This window comes from Psychrobacter sp. H27 (assembly GCF_059072655.1).
This window is the reverse complement of record NZ_JCACRX010000001.1, coordinates 2,333,407-2,347,384: the sequence shown is the minus strand read 5'-3', so window position 1 is coordinate 2,347,384 and position 13,978 is coordinate 2,333,407. Positions and strand designations below refer to the sequence as shown.

Here is a 13,978-nt window from a genome sequence, read left to right as displayed (position 1 = left end):
TCTAATATTTATAGAGGACAACAAAAAACCGCCTAGCAAATGCTAAGCGGTTTTTTATTTTGGCAGTTTTTAAGTAGCGCTGACTTAATCAGTATAGATTTAAGTTTACTGGTTCTTCTCGTACACTGGCAGCTCTTTGCAGATCGCTTCTACTTTACCGCGTACTTCAGTTGCAACTGCTTCATCACCGCGACTGTCTAGCACGTCACAGATCCAACCTGCCAGGTCAGCTGCTTGTGCTTCGTTAAAGCCACGAGTCGTGATTGCTGGCGTACCGATACGGATACCAGAGGTCACGAATGGTGACTTTGGATCGTTTGGTACTGCGTTTTTGTTGACAGTGATGTGTGCATCACCAAGCCACTTGTCCGCTTCTTTACCGGTCATTTCTTGCTTAACGAGGCTGATCAGCATTAGATGGTTTTCAGTACCACCAGAGATGATGTCATAGCCGCGCTCTTGGATGACTTTCGCCATTGCTTGTGCATTCTTGACTACTTGCTGTTGATAGGTTTTGAAGTTGTCTTCTAGCGCTTCTTTAAAGCAGACCGCTTTTGCCGCGATGACGTGCATCAACGGACCGCCTTGGTTGCCTGGGAATACCGCAGAATTAAGCTTTTTAGCCAATTTTTCATCACGTGACAAGATCATACCTGAGCGCGGGCCACGTAGGGTTTTGTGCGTGGTAGTGGTGGCTACATCAGCAAAAGGTATTGGGTTTGGATAAACACCGCCTGCAACCAGACCAGCAACGTGTGCCATATCTACCAACAGATACGCGCCTACTTCGTCAGCGATGTCACGGAAACGCTGCCAATCGACTACTTGTGAATACGCTGAAAAGCCAGCAATGATCATTTTTGGCTTGTGTTCACGTGCTAGAGCGTCTACTTGGTCATAATCGATCAAACCAGTACCGTCTACCAACCCATACTGTACAGCATTGTAGTTCAGGCCTGAGAAATTAATGTGCGCGCCATGCGTCAAGTGACCACCAGCATCTAAGCTCATGCCCAGTACGGTGTCATTTGCTTCTAGCAATGCTAAAAACACCGCAGAGTTTGCTTGGCTACCAGAGTGTGGCTGGACATTGACATACTCAGCGCCGAACAACTCTTTTGCACGGTCAATTGCCAATTGTTCAACGACATCCACATGCTCACAACCACCGTAGTAACGCTTACCAGGATAGCCTTCCGCGTATTTATTGGTCAGGTCAGTACCCTGCGCTTCCATTACTGCTTGTGAGCAGTAGTTCTCAGACGCAATCAATTCGATATGGTTTTCTTGACGAACGCTTTCTGCGGCCATGGCTTCAGCAAGTACTGGATCAAAATCTTTGATAGAAATATCTTTAAACATAGTGATGTCCTAAGTAGTGACTGTCATTGAAAAAATGTCATTGAAAAGAAGCTGATAGCCTGCCCACAATAAAACAACTAATGCGTCAACGTCGCTTGAGGTATGTTAAACACCTCTGCACTCTGTTTTTCTACAATCTGTTGTCTTTTTACGTTCTGTCTTATGGTATGTCCACTATTGTGAATGGCGTCTATTAGCAAAGAATAAAATAAGAACAAACACAGGCGATTAACCTGCTATTAACTTGACTGATTCGTCAATAAAATCGATATACATTTGCATCGATATCACTGCGAAAGATTAAGTGTAACATGAAAATTTGTGCGATGAGCGCAAAAAAACCTCACCTTAAGATGAGCGAATTAAATGGTCATATAACGCAGCTAAATAGCCAACAAAATAAAGGATTTACCCATTGAGAATTTTCGCTTGACTGCCTTTTCATACTGATAAAGGCATGAAATATTTTTATAGATCTTTAGATAAAAACGCAGGCAAGAACGTTTCGCTAATCATGAGTGTGCGGCCATACCAGTCATAACGCGTTTGCCGTTGCCAACCGTCACTCGTATGGCTAATAAAACGCTCGTTCGGCAAGGTACGGCAGCGCTTGAATAGTACATAGCCGATAGGGGTGTTTTTTAGTTGCTGAAGACGACGTGCCTGACCCTGCAAACTATATAGAGGAAAGATACTTTGGGCTTGTACCCATGGCGCGTCGTCACAGCCATAGAGGTGTACTTCACGCACCCATGCCAGCAGCGGTCGTCCTAACATACCACCTATGATACCCAGTTGCTTTTTTTGCATTAAAGACAGCTGTCGATAGCCCTCAAAGCTACGTTTTACCCGCAGTGGCTGCCCTGCCCTCTCTTCTAGCATAGCAGTGAGAGAGCCTTTGGCACCCAGCCAAGGTAACAGCTCGGTAGGTGGTAGATAATGAGTAGAATGAGACTGGTTACAGGTCATAGTTGATAGCTGGTACGCTTTGATAGGTATTTGATAGTTAAAAGGTGCTTGCGCGTAGAAGCAGCATTCACCATGGCTGATTGCCGTTATAAGTGACTGCTATGAGTTGCTACTATTAAAATCAGGCATATTATCCGCGTTAAAAGGTAGCGCCTCAAACGCCTGCTTGCGATACTGTGCCATATGCATCCGATCTCTCATACAAAAGTCACCAATCGCAGGTACAAACCGCGGATCATAAATACGGTGGATAGAGTGCGTCGTTGTTGGAATAAATCCTCGAACCAGTTTATGCTCTCCTTGTGTCCCAGGATCAAAAAACGTCAACCCCTGCTCGATGGCAAACTCAAGACCTTGATAATAGCATAGCTCAAAATGCAAACTGTCATACTCCCCTAGCGCACCCCAGTATCGACCATACAAGGTTGCATTATCACTAACATCAACATTGTCGCTATCAGGATTCTGATTATCGCTATCAGGGTCATCATATAAGAACAGACTACTCGCGATAATCTCACCACTAGCATCAAACGCTTGTGCGAGCATAATATGTCTAGGCATACTCGCTGCCAATGCCATAAAAAAGTCTAGCGTGAGATAAGGCTGCTGTCCACGCACCGCATAGGTCATGACATAGCAATGATAAAAAGCTTTCCAGTCTGCCTCACTGATTGCATCGCCGCACTTTCGCTCACAGGTGATACCTTGCTCTGCAACTTTACGGCGCTCGGCACGAATGGTTTTGCGTTTTTTGGCTTTTAGCGTCATCAAAAACGCATCAAAATCAGCAAATGGTTGACTGTTATTGAGCAAGTCTTTGTTTTGCCATAAGAACTGGCAGCCTTGGCGCTCGAGTATAGGCATCTCGATAGGCACGGCATCAATACCACTCTCTTGTGCGACTATCGCACGCTCTACATCAACTTCAGTAGGCATAGAGGTGGTAGCAATAGATGCCAGCGTAGGAGTGACAAATAGCCCATGCCAGCTTGAGGCACCCACTTGCTGGGCAATATCGTCGATACCTGCAATGGCTGTTTTGAGGATATCGTCGTTTAGGGTTTGCCCTTTTGCTATCCAAAGACGCTGACCCGTAATCGGTGTATAGGGCACGCTGGTGACCAAACGCGGATAATAATCTACGCCATAGCGCGCGTAAGCTTCCGCCCATGAATGATCAAATACAAACTCACCCCGATGATGACCCTTTATAAATACAGGCATCACGGCCACAGGTTGCCATGCATTGTTTGCAGTGCTGCTTACTGAGCCATCGGTACTGTCTTCATTATCAGCATGATCGTCGACTCGATGTACCAAAATAAATATTGGTAGCCAGCCTGCTTGCTCACCAATCGCGCCAGTGTCAGTCAAAGCTTGCCAAAACTCAAATGACATAAAAGGGGTATCTGGCGTTTGCCATTCTGTCTGGCTCTGCCAACTGGTATCATTGATCAGCGCATACTCTAAACTCATATTCATCGTCGCTATATATAGATAATCTATCTGTTGATGACCTAGCCTAGCAAACTTTTGCAGTTTTGCTGTCACAATTTGCAAAAATTATTGCGGCGTAATAAAAAAACCACCGATTGAGAGGTCGATGGTTTTTTATTACGCGGTTGCTGTAGCATTTGGGTCGATATAAAAGCCCATAAAAAGACAGTAGTTGTATGGAAAAGATGATATCGAAGCCGATGACTGGTAGAATAAGGTTGTTATTAGCTTAGTACAATTAGAAATCATAGGATATGGATTAAAACAGTATACTTAGTTCATCGTATATGATTGACAACCTATTGGATTTATAGTGGATTGATTATAATATACCGTCAGTGAATGACTCTTAAGCAATATCGCATCACAGTTGACGTATTGCCTAAGAGTGCTGCTTGAATAAATATTATTAAAAGAAAATGCTTTACCCGTCTTGAATATTGCTAACTTGAATATTGCTAAGCAGCTACATACAACGTACTTGATCGAACGATATCATTCATTATTGCATAGTATCATTGACCCATCTTCAACACTGTATTTGAGCTTTATTATTAACGACAACTAAAGGAAGATCTAAATAAAATGTCAAAAATTATTTATACAAAAACTGACGAAGCCCCAGCGCTGGCGACTCTATCTTTTTTACCTATTATTAAAGCGTTTACGCAAACTGCAGGCGTCTCTGTTGAGAGCAGTGATATCTCTGTTGCCGCGCGTATATTGGCCGAGTTCCCTGAGTACTTGACTGAAGAGCAACGTGTTCCTGACAACTTAGCTGAGCTTGGTCGCCTGACTCAAGACCCAAACACCAATATCATCAAACTACCTAACATCAGTGCTTCTGTACAGCAGCTTAGAGCCGCTATCAAAGAATTACAAAGCAAAGGCTTTGCACTACCTGACTTCCCAGAAGATCCACAAACTGATGAAGAAAAAGAATTGCGTAAGCGCTATGGCAAGAGCCTAGGTAGCTCTGTCAACCCAGTACTTCGTGAAGGCAACTCAGATCGCCGCGCGCCAAAAGCAGTCAAAAACTATGCCCGAAAACATCCGCACTCTATGGGCGAATGGAAACAGTGGTCAAGCACGCATGTATCACACATGCATGGTGGCGATTTCTATGATGGCGAACAATCAATCACGCTAGACAAAGCCCGTACCGTACGTATGGAGCTACTACTTGATGATGGCACCACAAAAGTATTAAAACCTAAACTTGCGCTACTTGATAAAGAAATCATCGATTTGATGGTTATGAGCAAAGCCGCGTTGCTAGATTTTTATGAGCGTGAAATGGAAGACTGCCGCGAAGCTGGTATTCTATTCTCACTGCACGTAAAAGCCACCATGATGAAGGTGTCACACCCTATCGTATTTGGTCACGCGGTACGTATTTACTATAAAGAAGCTTTTGAAAAGCATGGCGAGTTCTTTGATGAGCTAGGCATAAATGTAAACAACGGTATGGCAGATCTATACGACAAAATCGCAACCCTACCATCATCAAAACGCGAAGAGATTGAGCGCGACCTACATGCCTGTCAAGAGCATCGCCCGCGTCTGGCGATGGTGGACTCTTCAAAAGGTATCACCAACTTCCATTCGCCAAGTGATGTCATCGTTGATGCCTCTATGCCAGCGATGATTCGCTCAGGTGGTAAGATGTGGGGTGCAGACGGCAAAATGTATGACTGTAAAGCCGTTATGCCAGAGTCTACCTTTGCTCGTATCTACCAAGAGATGATTAATTTCTGCAAGTGGCATGGCAACTTTGATCCAAAAACAATGGGCACCGTGCCTAACGTTGGCTTGATGGCTCAAAAAGCTGAAGAATATGGTTCACATGACAAAACATTTGAATCTAGCGATGCGGGTACTGCTCGCATTGTAGATGTGGATACCGATGAAGTATTGCTAGAAAAGCGCGTTGAGAAAGGCGATATCTGGCGCATGTGTCAGACCAAAGATGAGCCTATCCAAGATTGGGTAAAACTTGCGGTACGCCGTGCGCGCGATTCAGATACACCAGTTATCTTCTGGTTAGATCCATACCGTCCACATGAGAACGAGCTGATCAAAAAGGTCAGAACGTATCTAAAAGATCATGACACTAATGGCTTACATATCGAAATCATGTCTCAGGTTCGCGCCATGCGTTATACCCTAGAGCGTGTCGCTCGTGGTCTTGATACCATCTCTGCTACTGGTAACATCTTACGTGATTACCTCACTGACTTATTCCCAATCCTAGAGCTAGGTACCAGTGCCAAGATGCTATCGGTTGTGCCATTAATGAAAGGCGGCGGTTTGTTTGAGACAGGCGCTGGCGGTTCTGCACCAAAGCATGTTCAGCAGCTCACAGAAGAAAACCATTTACGTTGGGATTCTTTGGGCGAGTTCTTGGCATTGACAGAGTCTCTGGATCATCTGGCGACAAATGATAAGAATGCCAAAGCCAAAGTGTTGGCTGACACGTTAGATACCGCAACTGAGAAGTTGCTATTGAACGACAAGTCGCCATCACGCAAGACAGGCGAGCTGGACAACCGTGGTAGTCACTTCTATCTTGCCATGTACTGGGCAGAAGAGCTGGCGGCGCAAGATCGAGACGCGGAACTAAAAGCGACGTTCGCAGAGCTGTCGCAAAATCTGCAAGACAACGAAGCGGCTATCGTCAAAGAGTTCAATGATGCTCAAGGCAAATCTGTAGATATCAAAGGCTACTACTATGCTGACGAAAAACTGGCGACACAAGTAATGCGTCCAAGCAAATTGTTTAACGACGCATTGGCATCGCTATAGTTTGTTTAAATAGCTGTGCCGAGATAATTGAGCATAATTGTCTTTAGTCTTTAAAGTCAAAGTTAGTTATGCCGGTTATGGTTATGCTATTTACAGTCATTGTAAATCAAACACCTCAATGGTCTTAGGACATTGAGGTGTTTTTTATGCGCGCTCTAAAAATATGGAACGCTCGCTTTTATACATTACCCTATGTAAAAGGTTGACCTTATCGTTCACCTTTCATACTCAAAACCATAATTATTAGCTTTATTCTACCTTTTCAGTTTTCAAGTACACAAAAAAAAGCCACCTACGTCAGCAAATGGCTTTTAATGATGTTTAATAGAACGCGGTGCTGTGAGCACTTATATGATTTAAAACTTCTATGGCGCAGCACGTATATCGCTAAGCATCCATATGCTTAATGACTGCTTTACCAAATTCAGAGGTACTGAGTAAGATAGCGTCGGGCATGAGACGTTCAAAATCATACGTCACTGTTTTGTTTGCAATCGCACCTTTGATACCGTCGATGATAAGATCAGCCGCCTCACACCAGCCCATGTCACGTAGCATCATCTCAGCAGATAGTATCAATGACCCTGGGTTTACTTTGTTTTGACCAGCATATTTGGGCGCGGTACCATGTGTCGCTTCGTATACTGCGATAGCACCGCCTTTGTTCGCTCCTGGCGCAATACCGATACCGCCGACCTCAGCCGCTAGCGCATCAGAGATATAGTCGCCATTTAGGTTGAGCGTTGCGACTACAGAATAGTCTGCAGGACGCATCAAAATCTGTTGCAGAAACGCATCAGCAATCACATCTTTGATAATGATGTCGTTGCCGGTTTTTGGGTTTTTTATCGTCATCCATGGGCCACCATCTAATAGCTCAGCACAAAAGCGCTCTGCTGCCAGCTCGTAGCCCCAATCCTTGAATGCCCCTTCAGTAAATTTCATAATATTGCCTTTGTGTACCAGTGTCACATTTGGCAAATCATTATCAATAGCATACTGGATTGCTTTACGTACTAGACGCTGGGAGCCTTCTTTTGAGACAGGTTTGATACCGATACCGCAGTTATCATCAAAACGAATCTTGGTCACGCCCATCTCTTCTTTTAGGAATTTAATAACTTTTTTAGCATCCTCGCTACCTGCTTTCCACTCGATGCCAGCATAGATGTCTTCTGAGTTTTCACGAAAAATAACCATATCTGTCAGCTCAGGATGCTGAACCGGGCTTGGCACGCCTTCAAACCAACGTACTGGACGCTGACAAACATATAGGTCGAGCTCCTGACGTACTGCCACATTGAGTGAGCGAAAGCCACCACCCACTGGCGTGGTCAATGGGCCCTTGATACTAACGACATAGTCTTTTAAAATCTCTAACGTCTCACTTGGTAGATAATCACCGTCGTATATCTTGGCCGCTTTTTCGCCGAGATACGCTTCCATCCACACAATAGATTTTTTGCCATGATAGGCTTTATCGACCGCAGCATCGACCACCTTTCTCATGACGGGTGTGATGTCTACCCCGATACCATCGCCTTCAATAAACGGAATAATCGGATGATTGGGGACGTTTAACGACAAATCAGCATTTACGGTCACTTTTTCGCCGTCTCTTGGTACGATAACCTTATCATATGACATAGATGATACTCCTTGGTTGTCTGTTATAGATCGAAAATGATTTGAACACGCTATTATGCCAACGGTTTTTTATCGTTATAACGCTTAAAAACTTATGATTTGAACAAATATTAACTGAGCAAAGCTGCGATAACTGTAGTCCTGGTATCATTGGTTTGAACCGTACTAAAAATAGTTTTAAGCGACAAAAGCTAAAACGAAAGTAACATCGCAATCAAACTGAATGCTTATCTCGCCAAAAATACAAAAAACCACTATTGAGATATGGATTTAGAATAGCAATAAACCTATATGACCACTGTCCTACTTTTGTAGCGGATGATGCGACATCTATTCTGTCACTGACAAGACGGCTATGCTGATTGTTTAATGCCGATTACTCAATACTGGCGTGACCTTATAAGACATAGGCTACAATAGACCACCACTCACCAAATACTAGGAAATATCGTTTTATGTCTAGTCTCGTTTTATTCAACAAGCCTTATGGCGTGCAAAGTCAGTTCAGAGATGACAGCAATAACGATCACACTACCCTATCTGAGTACTTTACCGATAAGTCTTTACGTGTGGCAGGTAGGCTTGATGCCACATCAGAGGGTCTACTTATTTTGACCGATGATGGGCGTGTCAATAAAGCAATCACTCATCCACCCAAGGCCAATGCTGGACGCAAGCAAGGTAAGACTTACTTAGTACAAGTCGAGGGGATTCCTACTACCGAGCAACTGAGCAAACTGCGTAAAGGCGTGATTCTAAAAGATGGTAAGACCCTGCCCGCCACTGTTAAACACGTCCGTGAAGATGAGTTGCCAATGATGCTCTGGCAGCGTAACCCACCGATACGTGAGCGTAAAAGTGTGCCGGACTCATGGCTGATGATGACGATTTACGAAGGTAAAAACCGTCAAGTTAGACGCATGACTGCTCATGTTGGTCTACCTTGTCTACGCTTGATCCGTTGGTCGGTTGCAGGGTTTGAACTTGACAATCTAGGGGTTGGTGAGTTTGTGCGCATCTCCTTAGATAGCGCACATTATCAGCAATTGGGTATTATCAATCAGTGAACACTACTTAGCTGTCTGTTGCTGAGTTGCTCGTTGCTCAGTTACCGATATATAATTTCATATAATCTAAAGATATTACGACCTATTAAACATAGCGTCTCGAATGGGTAAGGTTTATCTGCTAAAATTCGGCACGTCATTGGTTATGTATAGCCATTAGTTGTATCAAGTGGGTCTTATCCATTTATCGTCTTATTTTATAATAGGAATATGTCATGATTGCTTCTCATCGTTTTGCTTTGTTGGCTACCAGCGTTTTCGCGGCGCTTTTTCTGAGCGCGTGTCAACCAGCAGCAGAGAACAATCAACCAGCACCCGTTGAAGAAAGCACGTCACCAGTGACTGATACTACTCATGCTGAGCATGACGGCATGAGCGAGGATACATTACAAGACGATGTAAACGTCGCGGATGGTTCCGAGATGACTGATATTCTTAGAGACTACAAGAAAACCATGACCAATATGCATGCTGAGATGCTGGTTGGAATGGGTTATAACGACCCTGATACTGCGTTTGCCAAAGGTATGCTTGGGCATCATCGCGGTGCGATAGAGATGGCAAAAATCCAGTTAAAATACGGTACTGATGAGGCTATGCGCCAGCTTGCTCAAGGCATTATCACCGCACAGCAAGCTGAGATTGATATTCTAAATAAATGGCTAGCCAGCCACCCTGATGCACCCAAACCTAAGCCTAATACGATTGCCATGCAGCAGGCATATGCCAAAAGCATGGAAGATATGCATGGTGATATGACATTAGGTATTGCCGATCCTATGCCTGATATGGCCTTTGCACGGGGTATGTTACCGCATCATATTGGCGCAGTAGACATGGCAAAAGTCCAGCTCGAGTACGGCACCGATGAGGAAATGCGCCAATTGGCACAGAGTATTATCGATACACAACAAGCAGAAATTGATATCATGCAAAATTGGATTGCAGCGCTTCAAGTTTTGAATAGCACTAAGAACAGCACTGACGTTATGGATCCTGATAGCCAGTCTACTGAAAACGAAAGTTCGGACAGTGAAGACACCGATAATAACCGTGTTGATAAAAGTACTGAGGCACAGTAGTAAGAATATCGGGAAGCAGTAAGCTACTAATGACAATCCCCCAACAAGCACTATTGCTTGTTGGGGGATTATCGTCAGTGCAGCATTTGTCGGTGCGGTATAGGTTATGAATGGCGTTGCGTATCGCGAGCTATACTAGCGCACCTAATGTTGACACACCACTTGATACATCTAATCTGACTGATGATTCATAACATTTAGCCACATCTCCCAGCCTGCTTCTGCTTGCGCCTCATCGCCATTGCCTTGTAAAGCCTTGCCTTCTTTTGCTAAGCATAGACCGATCTTGTGAGGGAATGACTTTTCGCTAGCATCATTGCTATCTATGCTGTCTTTTTGATGCGCTTTAGTTGGTTGTACTTGAACACACATCAGCTCATCACGGCGGAACAAGTAACACTCGATAGGACGCTTAGCGTTACTAAGCGAAGCTAACTGCTTGCTGTCTGCTTTTATACCATCAATCGCAACAATGATGTCATGTGCTGAGATGCCAGCTCTGGCAGCCACGCTACCACGCATCACACGATTGACCTTGAGTCCGACTGGCGTTTCGCTACAGCGCATGCCCCAAGGCACATGTTTATCAGCCACTTCCTTTTTATTTGCCTGTATTTTGATACCGTTTTCGATTAGCAACGTCTCAATGGGTAGCTCCTCTACTCCATTAACATAACGATGCTCAAAATCCTCCCACTCTGCTAGCGGCATGAACTGCCCAATCACCGTACCCATATCGGCACTACTGATACCGATACGTTTATTGTCTTTTTGCTTGGCTTGAGTATAGAACGCTTTGACCACATCAAAGAGACGATAGCGACCATCAGTGTTTTTTAGCAGTATCAGATCCAAACACAATGCCACTAGCGCACCTTTGTTGTAGTAGCTGATACCTGCATTGCCCGTATTTTCGTCAGTACGATACAGCTTGATCCACGCATCGAAACTCGACTCTGCCACGCTTTGGTTGCTGCGACCAGGTGTTTGATAGTAACGATTGATTTGTTCTGCCAATAATCTCAGATAGCTTGGCTTGTCGATCACACCAGACGCCTGCAGCATAAAATCATCGATATAAGAGGTAAATCCTTCAAACACCCAAAGCAGAGGCGTAAATGCTTCGCGGCGTAGATCAACATCGATCATGACATCGGGACGCACTGTTTTGACCCACCACGAGTGAAAATACTCATGACTGCATAAGCCCAAGAACCGTTGATAATCGGTACTGGGTAGTTTTGGCTCATCCATATTTGGTAAGTCACGGCGCGGCGTAATCAGGCTAGTAGAGTTAATATGCTCAAGCCCGCCGTAATCTTGACCACTGGCAAAGGTCATAAAAGTATAATCATTGAATGGCGCATCGCCCAGCCAGTCTAGATAAGTCTGGCAAATCTGAGTGACATCTTGCTGTAGCCTGCCCATGTTGGCGCTATGCTTACCTGAGAGATAAAAACTGTGCTGCAGCGTCTCATGCTGATTATCCTTGATAATAAAATCAAATTTTTGCTGCTCTGCAATCTCGAAAGGATAGTCGATCAGCTCGTGGTAGTTGTCTGCCTGTAACTGATAACTGTGCTGTCCATCTGTGTCCTGACCTTCAACACGCAGATGAGTAGCTGCCAAACCACACGCCAAGAGTACATTATTCTCTTTTTTATCTAGCAAAAATGCCGCAGGTACAATCAAACTGACCTGTACGGGTTCCAGCTCTTGTCCATCAATTGCGAGTGCGAGCGAGGTAAAATTACCATACAGACGCTGCTGGTCAACATACGCCGTACGCACTGATAAATCATAACAGTAGACTTCGTACGCGACATTTACCGTTTGTCCTGCCTGTACAGCTGGGAGTTGCCACGTATGTTTATCTATTTTTTGTGCGCGATAAGTCTTGGAGGACTCGTCACCCTCTTTTATTTGGCTGTCTATGATTTGATAGTGTACCGCAGTAATATTGCGGGCAAACTCACGCATCAAATAACTGCCTGGTATCCATGCTGGTAGCCAAAGTTGAGGCGCGGCTGAGGTTGTCGTAAAGGTCAGTGACACATCAACCAAATGCTCAGAAAAACGCGCAAAATCGAACCGATAACTGATCAAGGGCAGTCGCTTGGCATCATTGTGGCTGATGGACACATCGCTCGTTGGTTGATTGTTGGCAGTATTGGTAAATGAAGTCATCGTCTCTCTCTTCCTTATTTTTATCATTATGGTAGAAGCCAGTTCTAAAAAACGCAACTCCCAAACCTTAAATAGCCCATAGCTACCCATCAACTATAGAAAATAACAGTTATTATTGTAAATTGGGGCATTAATTGGCTTTTTTTATGTTTTTTGCCTTGAAACTCATGTGACCCATCTCAATTAAAGATGCTAACTGCTAAAGTTACTTTAATAAACTGATGATAATTGACTAATATCGTGGCTATTTGGCTTGCTGATTGGCTTTTTTAGGTTTATTGCAACCGCATTTAATTTTTTACATAGATATATTTAGGATATTTTATGACTACTATCGCAAAAGACACTGCCGTCAAATTTAACTACACGCTAAAAGACGACGAAGGCAATATCCTTGACCAATCACCAGAAGGTCAGCCACTTGCTTATCTACATGGTCACAGCAACATTATCCCAGGCCTAGAAGCACAATTAGAAGGCAAATCTGCTGGCGAAAAAGTCAACGCAGTTGTTGAGCCTGCTGATGGCTACGGTGAGTATCAAGAGCAAGCAGTACAGCACGTACCACGTGAGAACTTCCAAGGCGTTGATGACATTCAGCCTGGTATGCAGTTCCAGTCAGAAGCTGGTGGTCAAGTTATGCTAGTTACTGTAACTGACGTGAACGAGCAAGAAGTTACTGTTGATGCAAACCATCCATTGGCTGGTAAGCGTCTGACATTTGATGTTGAGATCCAAGAAGTACGTGCAGCAACTGAAGACGAACTAAACCACGGCCATGTACATGGTGCAGGTGGCGTTGAGCACTAATCTCTCCTAGAGTACAGTGAACAGCTATTGAGTGATGAGTTATTATTAGACTTGTCGCTCAATCAAAAAGGTCAGTGACTATGTCTACTGACCTTTTTTTATGCGTGTGTCATCATCGGTGACTTATCAAATAGATGCTTTGTCGAATAAATAATCTACCAAGTAAATAGAGTGATCTGAAAAGTTGAATACTCAACAGACTTTGTTCAAGCTCAATTGTGCTATTTATAAATAACAACCAATGAGTATTCATGAGTTTCAGACATAACAAAGCCGCATAACGACAAGCGTCATGCGGCTTTTATTACCAACCATCCATGTTAGCGTTACGCGATACCTAATCCCGGGGTATCTCATAACTGACAGGCATCCAGCCTTATCATCCCTAATCAGCAAACCACTTATCCCTGATGCGACCTTAAGATACCAATCCCTAGTATCAATGAACCATTCCGTTCAATCGTGCCGTACAGTTATAATCGCAGATTGCTCTATCATTAGTAAGTAGTCTGAACGTCAATCCATGTAAGCATATGCTTACATGGAAAT

At 44.0% G+C, this 13,978-nt stretch carries 9 protein-coding genes; 4 read left to right on the top strand and 5 right to left on the bottom strand.

Annotated elements, in window-relative coordinates; translation table 11 throughout:
- Positions 1-105 precede the first annotated feature (105 nt).
- The 3 genes from glyA to AC5JPY_RS09605 all read right to left on the bottom strand — a co-directional run bounded on the left by glyA (position 106) and on the right by AC5JPY_RS09605 (position 3,810).
- On the bottom strand, positions 106-1,362 hold the full coding sequence (glyA, locus tag AC5JPY_RS09615) for a serine hydroxymethyltransferase (protein WP_319051105.1): 1,257 nt from the start codon (positions 1,360-1,362) through the stop codon (positions 106-108).
- Positions 1,363-1,830: 468 nt separating this feature from the next.
- Positions 1,831-2,331: a chorismate--pyruvate lyase family protein gene (locus AC5JPY_RS09610; protein WP_443525365.1), complete on the bottom strand. Its 501-nt coding sequence runs from the start codon at positions 2,329-2,331 to the stop codon at positions 1,831-1,833.
- A 99-nt stretch (positions 2,332-2,430) separates the two neighbouring features.
- Complete coding sequence (locus tag AC5JPY_RS09605) at positions 2,431-3,810, bottom strand: GNAT family N-acetyltransferase (protein WP_443525364.1); 1,380 nt, start codon at positions 3,808-3,810, stop codon at positions 2,431-2,433.
- 606 nt (positions 3,811-4,416) lie between these two features.
- On the opposite strand from AC5JPY_RS09605, the gene AC5JPY_RS09600 reads away from it, so the two are divergent.
- Positions 4,417-6,636 (top strand): NADP-dependent isocitrate dehydrogenase, encoded by a 2,220-nt coding sequence (locus AC5JPY_RS09600; protein WP_443525362.1) that lies wholly within the window; start codon positions 4,417-4,419, stop codon positions 6,634-6,636.
- Positions 6,637-7,023: 387 nt separating this feature from the next.
- Here the strand turns inward: AC5JPY_RS09600 and icd are convergent, their stop codons facing one another.
- On the bottom strand, positions 7,024-8,283 hold the full coding sequence (icd, locus tag AC5JPY_RS09595; RefSeq protein WP_443525361.1) for an NADP-dependent isocitrate dehydrogenase: 1,260 nt from the start codon (positions 8,281-8,283) through the stop codon (positions 7,024-7,026).
- 455 nt (positions 8,284-8,738) lie between these two features.
- On the opposite strand from icd, the gene AC5JPY_RS09590 reads away from it, so the two are divergent.
- Together AC5JPY_RS09590 and copM are read left to right on the top strand one after the other, a co-directional pair.
- A complete protein-coding gene (locus tag AC5JPY_RS09590) occupies positions 8,739-9,350 on the top strand; it encodes an rRNA large subunit pseudouridine synthase E (RefSeq protein ID WP_443525360.1) in 612 nt (203 codons plus the stop codon).
- Between the two features lie 215 nt (positions 9,351-9,565).
- On the top strand, positions 9,566-10,432 hold the full coding sequence (gene copM, locus AC5JPY_RS09585) for a CopM family metallochaperone (protein WP_443525358.1): 867 nt from the start codon (positions 9,566-9,568) through the stop codon (positions 10,430-10,432).
- Between the two features lie 171 nt (positions 10,433-10,603).
- On the opposite strand, the gene AC5JPY_RS09580 is transcribed toward copM, so the two are convergent.
- A complete protein-coding gene (locus AC5JPY_RS09580) occupies positions 10,604-12,619 on the bottom strand; it encodes a M61 family metallopeptidase (protein ID WP_443525357.1) in 2,016 nt (671 codons plus the stop codon).
- A gap of 324 nt (positions 12,620-12,943) precedes the next feature.
- Here AC5JPY_RS09580 and AC5JPY_RS09575 point away from each other — a divergent pair, with 324 nt between their 5' ends.
- On the top strand, positions 12,944-13,429 hold the full coding sequence (locus AC5JPY_RS09575) for an FKBP-type peptidyl-prolyl cis-trans isomerase (RefSeq protein ID WP_319051113.1): 486 nt from the start codon (positions 12,944-12,946) through the stop codon (positions 13,427-13,429).
- The last annotated feature ends 549 nt before the right edge of the window (positions 13,430-13,978 follow it).

Bases quoted from the DNA above. Each gene is read 5' to 3' on its own strand.
- glyA (WP_319051105.1), bottom strand. From the start codon at position 1,362: ATGTTTAAAGATATTTCTATCAAAGATTTTGATCCAGTACTTGCTGAA.
- AC5JPY_RS09610 (WP_443525365.1), bottom strand. From the start codon at position 2,331: ATGACCTGTAACCAGTCTCATTCTACTCATTATCTACCACCTACCGAG.
- AC5JPY_RS09605 (WP_443525364.1), bottom strand. From the start codon at position 3,810: ATGAGTTTAGAGTATGCGCTGATCAATGATACCAGTTGGCAGAGCCAG.
- AC5JPY_RS09600 (WP_443525362.1), top strand. From the start codon at position 4,417: ATGTCAAAAATTATTTATACAAAAACTGACGAAGCCCCAGCGCTGGCG.
- icd (WP_443525361.1), bottom strand. From the start codon at position 8,283: ATGTCATATGATAAGGTTATCGTACCAAGAGACGGCGAAAAAGTGACC.
- AC5JPY_RS09590 (WP_443525360.1), top strand. From the start codon at position 8,739: ATGTCTAGTCTCGTTTTATTCAACAAGCCTTATGGCGTGCAAAGTCAG.
- copM (WP_443525358.1), top strand. From the start codon at position 9,566: ATGATTGCTTCTCATCGTTTTGCTTTGTTGGCTACCAGCGTTTTCGCG.
- AC5JPY_RS09580 (WP_443525357.1), bottom strand. From the start codon at position 12,619: ATGACTTCATTTACCAATACTGCCAACAATCAACCAACGAGCGATGTG.
- AC5JPY_RS09575 (WP_319051113.1), top strand. From the start codon at position 12,944: ATGACTACTATCGCAAAAGACACTGCCGTCAAATTTAACTACACGCTA.